Below are 17,021 nucleotides of genomic sequence, written 5' to 3' on the forward strand. Positions count from 1 at the left end.
CGGTTTCCGCACTCCGTCAGCTCTTCCGGTGCCCGATCAGCCGCGGCTTCTGCTCCAGACCGTCCAGCCCGTGCCACGCCAGGTTCACCAGATGCGCCGCGACCTCCGCCTTCTTCGGCTTGCGGACGTCCAGCCACCACTGACCCGTCAGCGCCACACTGCCCACCAGCGCCTGCGCGTACAGCGGCGCCAGCTTCGGGTCGAAACCACGGGCCTTGAACTCCAGACCCAGGATGTCCTCCACCTGCGTGGCGATGTCACTGATCAGCGACGCGAACGTGCCCGTCGACTGCGCCACCGGCGAATCCCGTACGAGAATCCGGAAACCGTCCGTGTAGTTCTCGATGTAGTCGAGCAGCGCGAACGCCGCCTGCTCCAGAAGCTCCCGCGGATGCCCCGCCGTCAGCGCCCCCGTCACCCCGTCCAGGAGCTGCCGCATCTCCCGGTCGACCACCACCGCGTACAGCCCCTCCTTGCCTCCGAAATGCTCGTACACCACCGGCTTGGAGACCCCGGCCTTCGCCGCGATCTCCTCCACCGACGTGCCCTCGAAACCCTTCTCCGCGAAGAGTGTGCGACCGATGTCGAGCAGCTGCTCCCGGCGCTCCGCGCCCGTCATCCGCACCCGGCGCCCACGCCGGGGCTTCTGCTCGCCGCTGCCCGTACCGCTGGTCCTGCCGTCGATCGCCACGTCTTCCATCATGCCGCGTCTGCGGACGCGCTCTGGCGGCGGGCTTCGATGCGCTCCTTCGCCGGCCAGCGCACGTCGTACGCCCAGCCCGCCTGCTCGAACCAGCGGATCAGCCGCGCACTGGAGTCGACCTGGCCGCGCAGCACCCCGTGCCGCGCCGACGTCGGGTCCGCGTGGTGCAGGTTGTGCCACGACTCGCCGCAGGACAGCACCGCCAGCCACCACACGTTGCCCGAGCGGTCACGCGACTTGAACGGACGCTTGCCCACCGCGTGACAGATCGAGTTGATCGACCAGGTCACATGGTGCAGCAGCGCCACCCGCACCAGCGACCCCCAGAAGAACGCCGTGAACGCCCCCCACCACGACCACGTCACCAGACCGCCCACCAGCGGCGGGATCGCCAGCGACACCACCGTCCACAGCACGAACTGCCGCGAGATCGCCCGAATGGCCGGATCCTTGATCAGATCCGGGGCGTACTTCTGCTGAGGCGTCTGCTCCTCGTCGAACATCCAGCCGATGTGCGCCCACCACAGGCCCTTCATCAGCGCCGGCACCGTCTCACCGAACCGCCACGGCGAGTGCGGGTCACCCTCCGCGTCCGAGAACTTGTGGTGCTTGCGGTGATCCGCCACCCACCGGACCAGCGGCCCCTCCACCGCGAGCGAACCCATGACCGCCAGCGCGATCCGCAACGGCCGCTTCGCCTTGAACGAACCATGCGTGAAGTACCGGTGGAAACCGATCGTGATCCCGTGGCAGCCGATGTAGTACATCGCCACCATCAACCCCAGATCCAGCCAGCTCACCCCCCACCCCCAGGCCAGCGGCACCGCCGCCAGCAGCGCCAGGAACGGCACCGTGATGAACAGCAGCAGGGTGATCTGCTCGATCGAACGCTTGCTGTCCCCGCCCAGCGTGGCGGAGGGCAGCGCCTCACCGGGCGCCTCGGCCGGCGGAGTCATCTGGGGGCTCATGGTCATGGATGTCCCTGGAGGGTGAGAGGAAGGGGGAAACGCGTCGAAGAACGCATACGTGGCTACGCCTCCGTAACCTACGGCGTCGTAAGTATGGCAGCGCCGTGGCGCGCGGCAAGAGGGCACAAGCAGGGCCCTGCCCGCCGCCCAGCATGTGGACACCTATCCTGGGTGCGTCGGACAGCGCGGTCCGCAAGCCTCCAGTACCCCTCCAGACGTGCTCAAACACTGCAAGGAGCCGCACCTGTGAGCAGTGCCGACCAGACCCCCACCGCCAGCACCGAGCTGCGCGCCGACATCCGCCGACTGGGCGATCTCCTCGGCGAGACACTCGTCCGCCAGGAGGGCCACGAACTCCTCGACCTCGTCGAGAAGGTCCGCAGCCTCACCCGCGAGGACGGCGAGGCCGCCGCCGCGCTGCTCCAGGGCGTCGAACTCGAGACGGCCGCCAAGCTCGTGCGTGCCTTCTCCACCTATTTCCACCTCGCCAACGTCACCGAGCAGGTCCACCGCGGCCGCGAGATGCGCGAGAAGCGCGCCGCCGAAGGCGGCCTCCTCGCCCGCACCGCCGACATGCTCAAGGACGGCGACCCCGAACACGTCCGCCAGACGGTCAAGAACCTCAACGTCCGGCCCGTCTTCACCGCCCACCCCACCGAAGCCGCCCGCCGCTCCGTCCTCAACAAGCTCCGCCGCATCGCCGCCCTCCTGGAGACCCCGGTCGCCCAGACCGACCGGCGCCGCACCGACCTGCGGCTCGCCGAGAACATCGACCTCATCTGGCAGACCGACGAACTCCGGGTCGTCCGCCCCGAGCCCGCCGACGAGGCCCGCAACGCCATCTACTACCTCGACGAGCTGCACGCCGGCGCCGTCGGCGACGTCCTGGAGGACCTCGCCGCCGAACTCGAGCGCGTCGGCTTCGAGCTGCCCGCCGGCACCCGCCCGCTCACCTTCGGCACCTGGATCGGCGGCGACCGCGACGGCAACCCCAACGTCACCCCCCAGGTGACCTGGGACGTCCTGATCCTCCAGCACGAGCACGGCATCACCGACGCCCTCGAACTCGTCGACTTCCTCCGCGGCCTGCTCTCCAACTCCATCCGCTACACCGGAGCCACCCAGGAACTCCTGGACTCCCTCCAGCGCGACCTGGAACTCCTCCCCGAGATCAGCCCCCGCTACAAGCGCCTCAACGCCGAGGAGCCGTACCGGCTCAAGGCCACCTGCATCCGGCAGAAGCTCGTCAACACCCGCGAGCGCCTCGCCCACGGCACCCCCCACCAGGACGGCCGCGACTACCTCGGCACCGCCGAACTCATCCGCGACCTCACCCTCATCCAGACCTCCCTGCGCGAGCACCGCGGGGCCCTCTTCGCCGACGGCCGCATGGACCGGGTCATCCGCACCCTCTCCGCCTTCGGCCTCCAGCTCGCCACCATGGACGTCCGCGAGCACGCCGAAGCCCACCACCACGCCCTCGGCCAGCTCTTCGACCGCCTCGGCGAGGAGTCCTGGCGCTACGCGGACATGCCCCGCGACTACCGGCAGAAGCTGCTCGCCAAGGAACTGCGCTCGCGCCGCCCGCTCGCCCCGACCCCGGCCCCGCTGGACGCCGCCGGCGAGAAGACCCTCGGCGTCTTCCACACCATCAAGGAGGCCTTCGAGCGCTTCGGCCCGGAGGTCATCGAGTCCTACATCATCTCGATGTGCCAGGGCGCCGACGACGTCTTCGCCGCCGCCGTCCTCGCCCGCGAGGCCGGCCTCATCGACCTGCACGGCGGCTGGGCCAAGATCGGCATCGTGCCGCTCCTGGAGACCACCGACGAGCTCAAGGCCGCCGACGTCATCCTCGACGACATGCTCGCCGACCCCTCCTACCGGCGCCTCGTCTCGCTCCGCGGCGACGTCCAGGAGGTCATGCTCGGCTACTCCGACTCCTCCAAGTTCGGCGGCATCACCACCTCCCAGTGGGAGATCCACCGCGCCCAGCGCCGCCTCCGCGACGTCGCCCACCGGTACGGCGTCCGGCTCCGGCTCTTCCACGGCCGCGGCGGCACCGTCGGCCGCGGCGGCGGCCCCTCGCACGACGCGATCCTCGCCCAGCCCTGGGGCACCCTGGAGGGCGAGATCAAGGTGACCGAGCAGGGCGAGGTCATCTCCGACAAGTACCTCATCCCCTCCCTCGCCAGGGAGAACCTGGAACTGACGGTCGCCGCCACCCTCCAGGCCTCCGCCCTGCACACCGCCCCGCGCCAGTCCGACGAGGCCCTCGCCCGCTGGGACGCGGCCATGGACACCGTCTCGGACGCCGCCCACACCGCGTACCGCAGGCTCGTCGAGGACCCCGACCTGCCGACGTACTTCCTGGCCTCCACGCCCGTCGACCAGCTCGCCGACCTGCACCTGGGCTCGCGGCCCTCCCGCCGCCCCGGCTCGGGCGTCTCGCTCGACGGACTGCGGGCCATCCCGTGGGTCTTCGGCTGGACCCAGTCGCGGCAGATCGTCCCCGGCTGGTTCGGCGTCGGCTCCGGCCTCAAGGCCCTCCGTGAGGGCGGCCTCGACGGAGTCCTCGGCGAGATGTACGAGCGCTGGCACTTCTTCCGCAACTTCCTGTCCAACGTCGAGATGACGCTCGCCAAGACCGACCTGCGGATCGCCCGCCACTACGTCGAGACCCTGGTCCCCGACCACCTCAAGCACGTCTTCGACACCATCGAGGCCGAACACGCCCTGACGGTCGCCGAAGTCCTCAAGGTCACCGGCGGCGAGAAGCTCCTCGACTCCAACCCCGTCCTCCAGCAGACCTTCGCCATCCGCGACGCCTACCTGGACCCCATCTCCTACCTCCAGGTCGCGCTCCTCGCCCGTCAGCGCGCGGACGCCGAACGCGGCCAGGATCCGGACCCGTTGCTCGCGCGGGCCCTGCTCCTCACCGTGAACGGCGTGGCGGCGGGCCTCCGCAACACCGGCTGACACCCCGTCCGTACACACGGCCCCGTACACACGACAGAGCCCCCGCCGGGCGATCCGGCGGGGGCTCCGTCATGAACGCTGTCAGCCCTGCTGGGCCTTGCGACGGCGGGTCACCAGGACCGCGCCGGCGGCCGCGAGAGCCAGGGCCGCGGCGGCGAGGATGCCGACCGGGGCGCTGGAGCCGGTCTCGGCGAGGTTGCCCTCGCCGCCCTTGGCGTCCGTGCCACCGGTGGCGGCGCCACCCGTGGAGGTCTCACCCGAGGTCGAACCACCGGACGTGGAACCGCCGGTGGCGGTCGTCTCACCCGTCGTGGAGCCACCGGTGGCGGTGGTCTCGCCCGTGGTGGAGCCACCGGTGGCGGTGGTCTCGCCGGTGGCGGAACCGCCGGTGGTGGTCGTCTCTCCCGTGGTGGAGCCACCCGTGGCGGTGGTCTCGCCCGTGGTGGAACCGCCGGTCGTCTGCTCGCCGGTGGTCGAACCGCCGGTGGTCTGCTCGCCGGTGGTGGAGCCGCCGGTGGTCTGCTCGCCGGTGGTCGAACCACCCGTGGTCTGCTCGCCGGTCGTGCCGCCGCTCTCGGCCACGCAGGTGTGGGACAGGTTGAACCAGCCCTGCTTGATCACGCCGTCGACCTCGGCCTCGGCCGAGACCAGCTTCGCGCCCGGAGCGGAGGCCACGTACGCGTGCTTGGCGTCCGGCGGACCGAAGGTCGTGATGACCTGCTCGCCGCCCGGCTCGAAGGTCACCGTCAGCTTGGTGAACTCCACGCCCTTACCGGGAATGACGAAGTGCCAGCCGTCCTTGTCGGCCGGAACCGTCGGGCAGTCACCGTCGTGCGGCGCGTCCGACGCGACGATCGGCGTCGGCTGGTGCAGCGGGTAGGTGTGGGAGCCGTCCGACGCGAAGGAGGCGGGGGCCAGCGCCAGAGAACCCGCCATGGCCGCGACAAGTGCGGCGGCGGGAATGAGGGAGCGTCGCATGTGCAGTCGTCCATCTGTGGGATGAGGATGCCGTGGGAGGTGGCTGGGGCAGCCTATCCATCGCCTTAAGCCGGCTTTAAGGCAGAGGTCGATAACAATCCCGCCCGGAATACGGCCCAAACGGGACGGCACCCGACCAACTGGCCCCTCAGAGCGCGAAGAACGCCGCCACCAGCACCGCCCCACCGGCCCCCGCCAGCGACCACGCCGTCCGCGGCAGCCGCATCCCACCGCCCACCAACGGCGCCGCCAGCAGCAACGCCCCGCCCAGCGGCAGCCACGCGTGCAACCCGCCGCCCCAGCCCGTCCGCACACCCTCGTCCGTCCCCGGCTTCACCACCACCGGGATCGTCGCGCCCTCCTCGGCCGCCACCGAACGCGCGACCATCAGCGTCCGCCGCGTCGACGACGGATCCTCCGGCGCGTAACGCCCGCTGCACGTCTCGTCCGTACAGTCCGTCACCGTCAGCGTCCCGTGCTCACGCCCCTTGCCCAGCAGAACGTGCTGGGCGGAGTTCCACGAAGCCCACGCGCCCGCGACGACGAGGAGCAGGGCGACCAGGGCCATGGCGGCGGTACGGACGTGCGTCATGACCCGCGATCGTACAGTCGTACGGTCCGAGCGCCAGGCCCCGCGACCCTACGAGTTGTACGCCGACTGGGCCCGCTCCAGACCTTCCGCCACCAGGCACTCCACCGAATCCGCCGCCCGGTCCACGAACCAGTCCAGATCCTTGCGCTCCGCCGACGAGAAGTCCTTCAGAACGAAGTCCGCGACCTGCATCCGGCCCGGCGGACGCCCGATCCCGCACCGCACCCGGTGATACTCCGCACCCATCGCCTTCGTCATCGACTTCAGCCCGTTGTGCCCGTTGTCGCCGCCGCCCAGCTTCAGCCGCAGCACCCCGTAGTCGATGTCCAGCTCGTCATGAACCGCCACCACCCGCGCCGTCGGCACCTTGTAGAAGTCGCGCAACGCCGTCACCGGACCGCCCGACAGGTTCATGTACGACATCGGCTTCACCAGGATCACCCGCCGGCTCGACGGCCCCGGAGGCCCCATCCGGCCCTCCACGACCTGCGCCTGCGCCTTCTGCGCCCGCTTGAACGAACCCCGCATCCGGTCGGCGAGCAGGTCCACCACCATGAAGCCGATGTTGTGGCGGTTGGCCGCGTACTCGGGCCCCGGGTTGCCGAGGCCGACGATCAGCCAGGGGGCGTTCGCGTCGTCCGTCATGAGCGTCAGGTCTCCTCGTATCCGTACCAGGGAAGTATCCGTACAAGAGAAACGGGGCGACGGGCCCGTACGGCCCGTCACCCCGTCACGTCAGGCAGAAGCCTGCCAGGCAGAGCCGGAGGCTCAGGCCTCGGCACCCTCGGTCTCGGCGTCGGCGGCCGGCTCCTCGGCCTGCGCGGCCAGGATCTGGATGACGACGGCGTCGGGGTCGGTCACCAGGGTGGTGCCGGCCGGCAGCTCGATGTCCTTGGCGAGGATGGAGGCACCGGCCTCCAGGCCCTCGATGGAGACGGTGACGGAGGTCGGGATGTGCGTGGCCTCGGTCTCGACGGAAAGCGTGTTCAGCACGTTCTCGACCAGGAAGCTGCCCGGGGCCAGGTCGCCCTCGGTCTCGACGACGACCTCGACGGTGACCTTCTCGCCACGACGCACGAGGAGCAGGTCGACGTGGATCAGGAAGCCCTTGATGGCGTCACGCTGGACGGCCTTCGGGATCGCGAGCTCGGTCTTGCCGTCGACCTCCAGGGACAGCAGGACGTTCGGCGTGCGCAGCGCCAGGGCCAGGTCGTGGGCCGGAAGGGTCACGTGCGCCGGCTCGGCACCGTGGCCGTAGACGACGGCGGGAACCTGGCCGGCACGGCGGACCGCACGGGCGGCACCCTTGCCGAAGTCGGTACGGACGGCAGCGGCGAGCTTGATCTCGGACATGGTGCACTCCTCGTAGAAAGGTGACGAACAAAGTGGTCACCCGGCCACGACTGGCAATGGCCTGCTACGAAGAGCGCGTCGATAACGGACCGCCGTGACCCTGTACACCCGTACGGGCACGGCCTCCCTCGCCGAGCAACTACGGCAGTCTACCGGCCGTCCCCCCTACCACCCAATTCGATCACCCAAACACGACGGAGGGCCGCTCCCCCGAACGGGGAACGGCCCTCACACGCGTCTACCGGGAGTCTCAGTGCTCCTCGAAGAGGCTCGTCACCGAACCGTCCTCGAAGACCTCACGCACCGCGCGCGCGATCGTCGGCGCGATCGACAGCACCGTGATCTTGTCCAGCTCGAGGGCGCCCGGCACCGGCAGCGTGTCCGTGAACACGAACTCGCTGACCTTGGAGTTCTTCAGCCGGTCAGCCGCCGGACCCGACAGGATGCCGTGCGTGGCCGTCACGATGACGTCCTCCGCGCCGTGCGCGAACAGCGCGTCGGCCGCGGCGCAGATCGTGCCACCCGTGTCCACCATGTCGTCGACCAGGACACACACGCGGCCCTTCACGTCACCGACGACCTCGTGCACGGTCACCTGATTGGCGACGTCCTTGTCACGACGCTTGTGCACGATCGCCAGCGGCGCGTCCAGGCGGTCGCACCAGCGGTCGGCGACCCGCACACGACCCGCGTCCGGAGAGACGATCGTCAGCTTCGCGCGGTCGACCTTCGCGCCCACGTAGTCCGCCAGGACCGACAGGGCCGACAGATGGTCCACCGGACCGTCGAAGAAGCCCTGGATCTGGTCCGTGTGCAGGTCCACGGTCAGGATCCGGTGCGCACCCGCCGTCTTCAGCAGGTCCGCCACCAGACGCGCCGAGATCGGCTCACGGCCGCGGTGCTTCTTGTCCTGACGGGCATAGCCGTACGACGGGATGATCACGGTGATGCTCCGGGCCGAAGCCCGCTTCAGAGCATCGATCATGATCAACTGCTCCATGATCCACTTGTTGATCGGAGCCGTGTGGCTCTGGATCAAGAAGCAGTCCGCGCCGCGCGCCGACTCCTGGAAGCGGACGTAGATCTCACCGTTGGCGAAGTCGAACGCCTTGGTCGGAACGAGACCGACACCCAGCTGGTGCGCGACCTCCTCGGCCAGCTCGGGGTGGGCGCGGCCGGAGAAGAGCATCAGCTTCTTCTCGCCGGTCGTCTTGATCCCGGTCACAGCACTGTCTCCTCAGACGTGTTCTCTGGCCGCGGTCCCACGCCCGTCGAGCGCATGTGCGTGCCAGCCGAATTTGTGTGCACGTATCACGGTACGCCGAGTTCGACGCACCCGTTTCCGGTCAGCTTTCGCCGGCGGACTCCTCAGAGGCGGCCTGAGCGGCCTGCGCGGCAGCACTGCCGGGCCGCTTCCGGGCCACCCAACCCTCGATATTCCGCTGCTGGCCCCGGGCCACGGCCAGCGAACCGGCCGGCACGTCCTTCGTGATCACCGACCCCGCCGCGGTGTACGCCCCGTCCCCGATCGTGATGGGAGCCACAAACATGTTGTCCGAACCCGTACGGCAGTGAGAGCCGATCGTGGTGTGGTGCTTCGCCTCACCGTCGTAGTTCACGAACACGCTCGCCGCGCCGATGTTCGTGTACTCGCCGATCGTCGCGTCACCCACGTACGACAGATGGGGGACCTTCGTCCCCTCGCCGATCGACGCGTTCTTCATCTCCACGTACGTACCGGCCTTGGCCTTCTTGCCGAGCCTCGTCCCCGGACGCAGATACGCGAACGGGCCCACCGACGCGCTCTCACCGATCACGGCCGAGTACGCCACGGTGTTGTCCACCCGGGCGCCCTTGCCCACCGTCGTGTCCGTCAGCCGCGTGTTCGGCCCCACCTCGGCGTCCTCACCGATGTGCGTCGCCCCGAGCAGCTGCGTACCGGGGTGGATCACGGCATCCGGCTCGAACGTCACCGTGACGTCCACCAGCACCGAAGCCGGGTCCAGAACCGTCACACCGGCCGTCATCGCCCGCTCCAGCAGACGCCGGTTCAGCAGGGCGCGCGCCTCCGCGAGCTGCACCCGGTTGTTGATCCCGAGGATCTCCCGGTGGTCGCCGGCGACCGACGCCCCGACCCGGTGACCCGCCTCACGCAGGATCGACAGCACGTCGGTGAGGTACTCCTCGCCCTGGCTGTTGTCCGTACGAAGCTGCTTGATCGCCTCCGCGAGCAGCTTCCCGTCGAAGGCGAACACCCCGGAGTTGATCTCCCGGATCGCGAGCTGCGCCGCGGAGGCGTCCTTGTGCTCGACGATCGCGGTGACGGCGCCGGAGTCGTCCCTGACGATCCGCCCGTACCCGGTGGAGTCCGGCACCTCGGCCGTCAGCACGGTCACGGCGTTGCCGTCGGCCGCGTGCGTACCGGCCAGCGCCTTCAGCGTCTCCCCGGACAGCAGCGGAGTGTCACCACAGACGACGACGACGGTCCCCTCGGGCGCCGAACCCAGCTCCTCCAGCGCCATCCGCACCGCGTGCCCGGTGCCGTTCTGCTCCTCCTGGACGGCGGTCCGGGTCCCGGCGTAGTGCTCGTCGAGATGCCCCTTCACCTGCTCCCGGGCGTGCCCGACGACCACGACGAGGTGCTCGGGCTCCAGCTCCCGGGCGGCGGACACGACATGTCCGACGAGCGAACGCCCGGCGATCTCGTGCAGGACCTTGGGGGTCTTCGACTTCATGCGGGTGCCCTCACCCGCTGCGAGGACGACGACGGCTGCCGGGCGGTTGGCGCTCACGGGAATGCCCTTCGGCTTTGGGTGGTGGACGCACGAAGGATACCGGGGGGCGGTGGGCCGGATATGAGTGCGGGTCCTGACCATGGCGGTCAGGACCCGAACCGAGACCTCGTGTGCTGTGGCTCCCCCGCAAGGATTCGAACCTTGTCCTGCTGGTACCAAAAACCAGTGTGCTGCCAGTTACACCACGGGGGACAGCTGCTCAGACCTTACCGGAGACGTGTTTGGGCCCGTGCCACGTTTCCGTTCCACCATCCTTCGATCAGGACCGTCTTCGGGCGAGGGGCTGGCGTGTGCCGCGTTGACGTGGGGGGCCGGTCGTAGGGTGGTGGGTATGACCGCGACGGGGGCAGACCGGGACGCTGGGGGCGTCGGGAGTTGGTGGTGGGGGAGACGGCGGAGCGCCGTGCTCGATGTCGGGCTGGCGGTCGTGTCCGCGCTGGAGTGCGCCGTCGAGGGGATCGGGTTCGCCGACAAGGCTTCGCTGCCGGTGCCGCTGGGGGTGGTGTTCGGGTTGCTCGTCGGGTCCGTGCTGCTCGTCCGGCGCCGCTGGCCCATCGCCGTCGTGCTCGTGTCGATCGCCGTCGCGCCCGCCGAGATGGGCTTCCTCATGGGGATCGTCGGGCTGTACTCGCTCGCCGCCTCCGAGGTGCCCCGGCGGGTCACCGCCGTGCTCGCCGGGATGTCGACGCTCGCCGTGTTCGTCGTGACCGTGGCGCGGATGCGGCAGGACGTCGCCCAGGTCGACGAGGGGCCGTCGGACATCGACCCGAGCGGCTGGTACGTACCGAGCGTCTCGCTCTTCATGACGCTCGGGCTCAACGCGCCCCCGGTGCTCTTCGGTCTGTACATAGGGGCCCGCCGCCGGCTCATGGAGAGCCTGCGGGAGCGGGCGGACAGTCTGGAGCAGGAGCTGTCGCTGCTGGCGGACCGGGCCGAGCAGCGGGCGCAGTGGGCGCGGCAGGAGGAGCGGACGCGGATCGCGCGGGAGATGCATGACGTGGTGGCGCACCGGGTGTCGTTGATGGTGGTGCACGCGGCGGCGCTGCAGGCGGTGGCGTTGAAGGATCCGCAGAAGGCGGTGCGGAACGCGGCCCTGGTGGGGGACATGGGGCGGCAGGCGTTGACGGAGTTGCGGGAGATGTTGGGGGTGCTGCGGGAGGGGGCTGTTCCTGCGGCGCCTGCCGGGGTGCCGTTGGCCGCTGTGGGGCGGGCTGCTGCCGCCGCTGCCGAGGCCGCCGCGGAGGACGGCCCGTGTCTGGACGCGGTGGAGGCGTTGTGTGAGCAGTCGCGGCTGGCGGGAGTGGTCGTGGAGCTGGTGGTGAGGGGTGAGGCGCGTTCGTATGCCCCGGAAGTGGAGCGGACGGCGTACCGGGTGGTGCAGGAGGCGTTGACGAACGTCCACAAGCATGCGGCGGGGGCGAAGGTGGTGGTGCGGCTCGCGCATCGAGAGGCGGAGGTCGCGATGCAGGTGGAGAACGGGCCTTCGGACGCGGCGGTGGCGGATGCGGGGCTGCCGAGTGGTGGGAACGGTCTTGTCGGGATGCGGGAGCGGGTGCTGCGGCTCGGGGGTGTGTTCGTGTCGGGGCCGACCGATGCGGGTGGGTTCAGGGTGTCGGCGGTGCTGCCGACGGTGTCGGCCGGTTAGCCGGTGGTGAGGCGGGTCGGCTGGGCTCCTGTGATCAGGGTGGAGAGCGCGGCGTCGATGTCTTTTCCGAGGTACCAGTCGCCGGCGTGGTCGAGGCTGTAGACGCGGCCTTCGATGTCCACGGCGAGGACGGCGAGGTGTTCGCCTTCCTCGCCGAGGGGGGCGAGTTCGGTGTCGAGGGCGCGGCCGAGGTCGGCGAGGGTGCGGGAGAGGTGGAGTCCGGCGAGTGGGTCGAAGTGGATGGCGGCGGGTGCTATCTGCCGGCCGTGGCCGGGTGCGGTGATGCGGAGGCCGCCGAATTCGGCCCAGGCTTCGACGGCGGCGGGGAAGACGCTGTGCCGGTGGCCGGCGGGGGAGACGTGGGCGCGGAGGGTGTCGGCCCATTCTTCGGCGAGTCTGATGTCCCAGCGGCCGGGCTGCCAGCCGGCTTCTCGGAGGGCGGCGTCGACGTTGACGGGGAAGCGGGTCGTGTTGAGGTGGTCGGGCATGGGGGCGTGGTCAGCCGTTCTCGACAGGCGTGGTGGGGTCGACGGCGCGGACTCCGAAGTGGGCGAGCATCGCCGTACAGGAGCGGCAGGGTGCGGCGTAGCTGCCGTGGAGGGGGTCGCCGTCCTCGCGGATGCGTCGGGCGGTGAGTTTGGCGTGCTTGAGGGAGCGGCGGGCCTCGCTGTGGGTGAGGGGTTTGCGCTGGGCGCGTTTGGAGCGGTTGTTCTCGGTGGCGGTGAGGTGCCGGGAGAGCAGGATCGCTTCGGGGCAGCGGCCGGTGAAGCGTTCCCGCTGGCTGCTGGTGAGGGTGTCCAGGAAGTCCTGGACGAGGGCGTGCAGGACGGGGGGCCGGTCGCCGCGGCCCGCGGTGCACGTGAGGGTTTCGCCGCGGACGGAGAGTGCGGCTCCTACGGTGGGGAGGATTCCGTCGCGGCGGTGACGCAGTAAGGGTGCGCGGGTGGCCTCGGCGCTGCTGCTCCAGTTGAGGCGTGGGTCACCCTGTGTGGGCGTCGTTGTTGCGTGCATGGTGCTGGTCTTCCCCTCCTTGCAATCCCCCGAGTTGCGTGGACAGCCTGCCAAATAGGGAGCCATATGGGGAAGCTGGGGCGGCGAAACACGTCCTCGGTGTGTCGGAATCATGGTGCACCTGTCATGGCGTCGTGACAGTTGGTCACGGTGGGTCGTCGCGGGTTCGGGTCCGGTTCGGGCTCTTGTGGCAGCGCATAGGCTGTGCGGCATCAGTCGGCCGCAGCCGTCGGCTGTCGGTAGCAAGCAGTCAGCGACGCCATGCAGGGGGCAACCGCCATGACGACAGGTCGGCTCGGGCAGGACACCGCGCCACCGAACGCGGCCTACGCCGGGCAGGTCGTGCATTTTCCGGATCCGGTCCGTGCGTCCCGTCACCCGAGGGGGGTGCGGGTGGATGAGCATGGTCATCCGGATTTCTCGCCGTACGCGCGTGCGGCGGCGGAGATCGCCGATCCGCCGGAGGGTTTCGGTGTCGACGAGCTGCGTCTGACGGATTACGTGTCGGCGAACGCGGCGCTGGCGGCGACGGGTCATGAGCTGTGGGACACGATTCCGTCGGTGGCGACTCCGCATGGCTGGACCTGGCATCACGTGGCGCGTTCGCGGCGGATGGAGCTGATCCCGGTCGAGGTGAAGGCGCTGTTGCGTCATCACGGTGGTGTGGCGACGGCGGCGGTGGACCAGTCGAAGCGGGGGACGCGTCCGCTGCAGGAGACGCGGCCGGTGCACTTCGGGCTGCCGAAGGGTCTGGTGTCGGTGTCGGAGCAGCAGCTTCAGGGTGTCGAGGAGGATCTGGGCTATCGGCTGCCGGGGGCGTACCGTTCCTTCCTGAAGGCGGCGGGCGGGTGTGCCCCGGTGGGGGCGGCGCTCGACGCGGAGCTGGGGCTTCTGGTCGACCAGCCGTTCTTCACGGTGCGTGAGGAGGCGGGGGTCAATGACCTCGTCTATGTGAACAAGTGTCTTCGTGACCATCTGACGAAGGACTATCTGGGCGTGGCGTTCGTCCAGGGTGGTCTGATCGCGTTGAAGGTGCGGGGTGCGGCGGTCGGTTCGGTGTGGTTCTGCGTGTACGACGATGCGCGGGACTCCGGCGAGGTGGCGGCGGGCTGGACGGTGAACGAGCGGGTGGAGCGGTTGCTGCTGCCCTGCGGCGCGGATTTCGACGCTTTTCTGGGGCGTCTGGCGGGCAATCCGCCGGAGCTGGAGACGGTGGCGAACCTGATGGTGGACGGCGGCTTCGCGCGCGCTGTGCCCGTGGTCCCGGTGGGGGAGTGAGCTGGCAGTGGTGACGTTCGCGCAGGCGCAGGAGCGCGCCGAGGAGTGGATCAACGGCGACCTGCCGTCGTATCAGCACCGTGAGGTGCGGGTGCGGGAGTTCGAGCTGGGTTTCGTGGTGTGGGCGGAGGACCGCGAGGGTGGTCCGACGTCGGACGGCGGGCGTCAGCGGCTGGTGATCGCGCGGGACAGTGGTGAGGCGACGCTGTGGCCGGGGTTGCCGGTGGGTGAGGTGATCCGGCGGTACGAGGAGGAGTACGGGGCGACGGACGAGGTTCCGGCGCAGGCGGCGGTCCCGGCGGCCCGGATCGATCTGAACCAGACGTCGTTCCTGCTGAGTCCGCCGGAGTGGTTGCAGGACGCGGCGGACAAGATCGGGTTGCCGAGGGAGGAGTCGCACGCGTCGCAGGAGAGCGTGAGCGCGTTGGCACCGGCGGACGACGCGTCGGAGGCGGTGGGGGAGCCGGGGTCTTCGGCATCGGTGGCGTCGTCGGCCTCTTCGGCGTCCTCTGCGTCTTCGGCTTCTTCGGCTTCCTCTGAGTCGTCGGTTTCCTCTCCCTCTTCCTCTTCTTCGTCGGTGCCGGCTTCGGAGGCCGGTCCGGCTCCGGCGGCTGCGGGTGACGCGTACGAGCCGACCGCGATGGACGGCGTCCCGGCGGCGAGTCCCCCGGCGGCGACGCCCGCGCCGGGGGTTTCCGCGCCGGTGGTCCCGCCGGTCGCACCCCCGGCTCCGCCCACCCCCGCTCCCGTACCCCCGCCCGCGTCGTCCAGCCCGTGGGTGGACGCGAACGCGAGTTCCGGTGGCGTGGACGGGGCGGTGCCGCTGCCCGCGACCGTCTTCGCGCCGCCGCTGTCGGGGGCGGACGACGAGGACACGCCGCCGCTGTCGGTGGGCGCGGACGCGCCGACCGCCCTGATGAAGGGGGGCAGCGCGCTGCCCCCGACCGCGATCGCTCCCCGTCTCGACCCGGCCGCCCCGGCTCCGGGCGCGGCTCCGGCGGCCCCGCCGGCTCCACCCGCGCCCCCGGCTTCGCCGGCTCCCGCGCAGGCCGGTCCGGGTGCGCCGCCGCTCCCGCCGCCCGCGCCCCCGGCGCCGGGCGCACGGGACATCGCGGACGCCGCGACCAGCAAGGCCGCTCTTTCGCCGAAGGCGGGGCGGGGTCCGACGCCGCCTCCGCCGCCGGGTGCTCCGGGGGTGCCGGGTGCGTCGTCGGGGGGTAACGCGTACATCCCCACGCAACTGGTGTCGCAGCTCGGGCCCGAGGGGCCCAAGCCGCCCGCGCGGCCGGGTCCGCCCGGTCCGCCGCCTCCGCCGGCGCCGCCGGGTCCAGTGACGCCGCCGCAGCCGGTGCACCACGCGGCGACGATGCTGGCGCACCCGAACCAGGGCGGTCCCGGCGCGCCGCCGCCGCCCCCGCCGCCGCCGGGTGTGCCGGGTGGGACGCCCGCGGGAGGTATCGCGCACGCCGCGACGATGCTGGCCCACCCCGGTCCGGGCGGTCCGCCGCCTCCGCCGGCTCCGGCGCCGCCGGTCGGTGGCCACACGCCGCCGCCCGCGCCCGGCCCCGTGCCTCCGGGTCCCGTGGCCCCTGGTCCCGTACCTCCGGGTGCCGTGCCTCCGGCGTACGGCTATCCGCAGCCGGCGGGTCAGCCGACGGTCGGTCCCGGCTATCAGGCGGTGCTGCGGTACCGGGCGCCGGACGGTTCCGAGGCGCAGATCATCCGGCGTTCGGCGCCGGGTACCCCGCATCCGGAGTGGCAGATCCTGCATGAGCTGCGCGCGATGAACGTGCCGCCACAGCAGGTGCTCGAGCTCCACACGGAGCTGGAATCCTGTGAGCTGCCGGGTGGTTACTGCGCGCGGATGATTCGGGAGACGTGGCCGCAGGCACGGATCACGAGCATCGCCCCGTACGGACGTGATCACGCGGGCCGGCAGCAGGGCATGCGGCAACTGCTGACCCATCAGGGCGAGTTGCACCAGGTCGCGGACGGCCCGGCGCGTCCGGCTCCGGTGCGGGCGCCGCTGCCGCAGGTGCAGCCGGCGCCGCCGATTCCCCCGGAGGGGATCGCGCAGGAGCTGGCGGGGGCGTTCGGTCCGGGCGTGCTCCGGTTCGACCAGCGGGCGGTGTCCCGGCAGGGTGTGCCGGAGGTCGTGGCGCGCACGCTGGTGTGGGCGGGGCTTCCGGCGGACTTCGGTCCGTTCTTCTGGGCGCAGCCGGCGATTCCGGTGGTGCCGACGCTGGCGGAGCTGGCGGCGCAGCGGCAGGTTCCCGCGGCGCCGGACGCGAGTTCGTATCTGGTGCTCGGTTCGGACTTCGGGCGGGCGATCTGTGTCCAGTACGGGACCGCGCACATCGTGGCGGTGCCGGTGGAGGCCGGTCCGGGCGGGCAGTCGGTGCCGCCGCAGTTCGTGAACACGGGGCTGCCGGAGTTCACGCGGTCGATGGCGCTGCTGGGCAGGATGTGGCGGCTGCGGTTCGGGCTCAACCCGGAGCAGGCGGGCCGCTGGACGGTCGATTTCCAGGCGCAGTTGGCGATGCTGGACCCGGCGGCGCTGTCGTCGCCGGAGAACTGGTGGTCGGTGCTGCTCGAGCAGATGTGGGACGGTCTCCTCTAGGGGCGTGCCGTAGTCACCGGCAGGCCGGATGTGACCAAAGGCGCTCGACGTGCGTGCACGTGGGGCGCCTTTTGTCCGTTCTGATGGAGCATCCTGGATGCT

Annotated in this window: 14 protein-coding genes and 1 tRNA gene; 4 read left to right on the top strand and 11 right to left on the bottom strand. The window is 70.8% G+C overall.

Features of this window, described 5'->3' with window-relative positions; translation table 11 throughout:
* Positions 1–16: 16 nt before the first annotated feature.
* Both ACZ51I_RS27740 and ACZ51I_RS27745 read right to left on the bottom strand, forming a co-directional pair.
* Positions 17–700, bottom strand: coding sequence for a TetR/AcrR family transcriptional regulator (locus ACZ51I_RS27740; protein ID WP_468881326.1), 684 nt, complete (start codon positions 698–700; stop codon positions 17–19).
* Entirely contained in the window at positions 700–1,677 is a 978-nt protein-coding gene (locus ACZ51I_RS27745; RefSeq protein ID WP_468881016.1) for an acyl-CoA desaturase, read from the bottom strand. Before ACZ51I_RS27745 ends, ACZ51I_RS27740 begins: the two co-directional genes overlap by 1 nt.
* A 240-nt stretch (positions 1,678–1,917) precedes the next feature.
* Between ACZ51I_RS27745 and ppc the strand changes: the two genes are divergently transcribed.
* Positions 1,918–4,647, top strand: a complete 2,730-nt coding sequence (ppc, locus tag ACZ51I_RS27750) for a phosphoenolpyruvate carboxylase (protein ID WP_468881019.1) — start codon at positions 1,918–1,920, stop codon at positions 4,645–4,647.
* Positions 4,648–4,728: 81 nt separating this feature from the next.
* Here the strand turns inward: ppc and ACZ51I_RS27755 are convergent, their stop codons facing one another.
* The 7 genes from ACZ51I_RS27755 to ACZ51I_RS27785 all read right to left on the bottom strand — a co-directional run bounded on the left by ACZ51I_RS27755 (position 4,729) and on the right by ACZ51I_RS27785 (position 10,557).
* Complete coding sequence (locus ACZ51I_RS27755) at positions 4,729–5,625, bottom strand: LPXTG cell wall anchor domain-containing protein (protein ID WP_468881021.1); 897 nt, start codon at positions 5,623–5,625, stop codon at positions 4,729–4,731.
* Positions 5,626–5,773: 148 nt separating this feature from the next.
* The gene (locus tag ACZ51I_RS27760; RefSeq protein ID WP_468881023.1) at positions 5,774–6,217 is read right to left on the bottom strand and encodes a hypothetical protein; all 444 of its coding nucleotides are present in this window, start codon (positions 6,215–6,217) and stop codon (positions 5,774–5,776) included.
* 48 nt (positions 6,218–6,265) lie between these two features.
* Positions 6,266–6,862, bottom strand: a complete 597-nt coding sequence (gene pth, locus ACZ51I_RS27765; protein ID WP_468881026.1) for an aminoacyl-tRNA hydrolase — start codon at positions 6,860–6,862, stop codon at positions 6,266–6,268.
* Between the two features lie 123 nt (positions 6,863–6,985).
* Positions 6,986–7,570, bottom strand: a complete 585-nt coding sequence (locus ACZ51I_RS27770; RefSeq protein ID WP_468881028.1) for a 50S ribosomal protein L25/general stress protein Ctc — start codon at positions 7,568–7,570, stop codon at positions 6,986–6,988.
* Positions 7,571–7,820: 250 nt separating this feature from the next.
* A complete protein-coding gene (locus tag ACZ51I_RS27775; protein WP_468881030.1) occupies positions 7,821–8,795 on the bottom strand; it encodes a ribose-phosphate diphosphokinase in 975 nt (324 codons plus the stop codon).
* A 121-nt stretch (positions 8,796–8,916) separates the two neighbouring features.
* On the bottom strand, positions 8,917–10,362 hold the full coding sequence (gene glmU / locus ACZ51I_RS27780; RefSeq protein WP_468881032.1) for a bifunctional UDP-N-acetylglucosamine diphosphorylase/glucosamine-1-phosphate N-acetyltransferase GlmU: 1,446 nt from the start codon (positions 10,360–10,362) through the stop codon (positions 8,917–8,919).
* 119 nt (positions 10,363–10,481) lie between these two features.
* Positions 10,482–10,557: transfer RNA gene (locus ACZ51I_RS27785), tRNA-Gln, on the bottom strand.
* A 139-nt stretch (positions 10,558–10,696) separates the two neighbouring features.
* On the opposite strand from ACZ51I_RS27785, the gene ACZ51I_RS27790 reads away from it, so the two are divergent.
* A complete protein-coding gene (locus tag ACZ51I_RS27790) occupies positions 10,697–12,010 on the top strand; it encodes a sensor histidine kinase (RefSeq protein WP_468881034.1) in 1,314 nt (437 codons plus the stop codon).
* On the opposite strand, the gene ACZ51I_RS27795 is transcribed toward ACZ51I_RS27790, so the two are convergent.
* Positions 12,007–12,498, bottom strand: coding sequence for an SUKH-3 domain-containing protein (locus tag ACZ51I_RS27795; RefSeq protein ID WP_468881036.1), 492 nt, complete (start codon positions 12,496–12,498; stop codon positions 12,007–12,009). The genes ACZ51I_RS27790 and ACZ51I_RS27795 overlap by 4 nt on opposite strands.
* 10 nt (positions 12,499–12,508) lie before the next feature.
* Positions 12,509–13,021, bottom strand: coding sequence for a YwqJ-related putative deaminase (locus ACZ51I_RS27800; protein WP_468881038.1), 513 nt, complete (start codon positions 13,019–13,021; stop codon positions 12,509–12,511).
* A 279-nt stretch (positions 13,022–13,300) separates the two neighbouring features.
* Here ACZ51I_RS27800 and ACZ51I_RS27805 point away from each other — a divergent pair, with 279 nt between their 5' ends.
* Positions 13,301–14,299, top strand: a complete 999-nt coding sequence (locus ACZ51I_RS27805) for an SMI1/KNR4 family protein (RefSeq protein ID WP_468881040.1) — start codon at positions 13,301–13,303, stop codon at positions 14,297–14,299.
* 7 nt (positions 14,300–14,306) lie between these two features.
* Positions 14,307–16,919, top strand: a complete 2,613-nt coding sequence (locus ACZ51I_RS27810; RefSeq protein ID WP_468881043.1) for an SUKH-4 family immunity protein — start codon at positions 14,307–14,309, stop codon at positions 16,917–16,919.
* Positions 16,920–17,021: the final 102 nt, after the last annotated feature.

The sequence above is a fragment of the Streptomyces sp. NPDC034084 genome, from assembly GCF_055575535.1.

Bases quoted from the DNA above. Each gene is read 5' to 3' on its own strand.
- ACZ51I_RS27740 (WP_468881326.1), bottom strand. From the start codon at position 700: ATGGAAGACGTGGCGATCGACGGCAGGACCAGCGGTACGGGCAGCGGC.
- ACZ51I_RS27745 (WP_468881016.1), bottom strand. From the start codon at position 1,677: ATGACCATGAGCCCCCAGATGACTCCGCCGGCCGAGGCGCCCGGTGAG.
- ACZ51I_RS27755 (WP_468881021.1), bottom strand. From the start codon at position 5,625: ATGCGACGCTCCCTCATTCCCGCCGCCGCACTTGTCGCGGCCATGGCG.
- ACZ51I_RS27760 (WP_468881023.1), bottom strand. From the start codon at position 6,217: ATGACGCACGTCCGTACCGCCGCCATGGCCCTGGTCGCCCTGCTCCTC.
- pth (WP_468881026.1), bottom strand. From the start codon at position 6,862: ATGACGGACGACGCGAACGCCCCCTGGCTGATCGTCGGCCTCGGCAAC.
- ACZ51I_RS27770 (WP_468881028.1), bottom strand. From the start codon at position 7,570: ATGTCCGAGATCAAGCTCGCCGCTGCCGTCCGTACCGACTTCGGCAAG.
- ACZ51I_RS27790 (WP_468881034.1), top strand. From the start codon at position 10,697: ATGACCGCGACGGGGGCAGACCGGGACGCTGGGGGCGTCGGGAGTTGG.
- ACZ51I_RS27795 (WP_468881036.1), bottom strand. From the start codon at position 12,498: ATGCCCGACCACCTCAACACGACCCGCTTCCCCGTCAACGTCGACGCC.
- ACZ51I_RS27800 (WP_468881038.1), bottom strand. From the start codon at position 13,021: ATGCACGCAACAACGACGCCCACACAGGGTGACCCACGCCTCAACTGG.
- ACZ51I_RS27805 (WP_468881040.1), top strand. From the start codon at position 13,301: ATGACGACAGGTCGGCTCGGGCAGGACACCGCGCCACCGAACGCGGCC.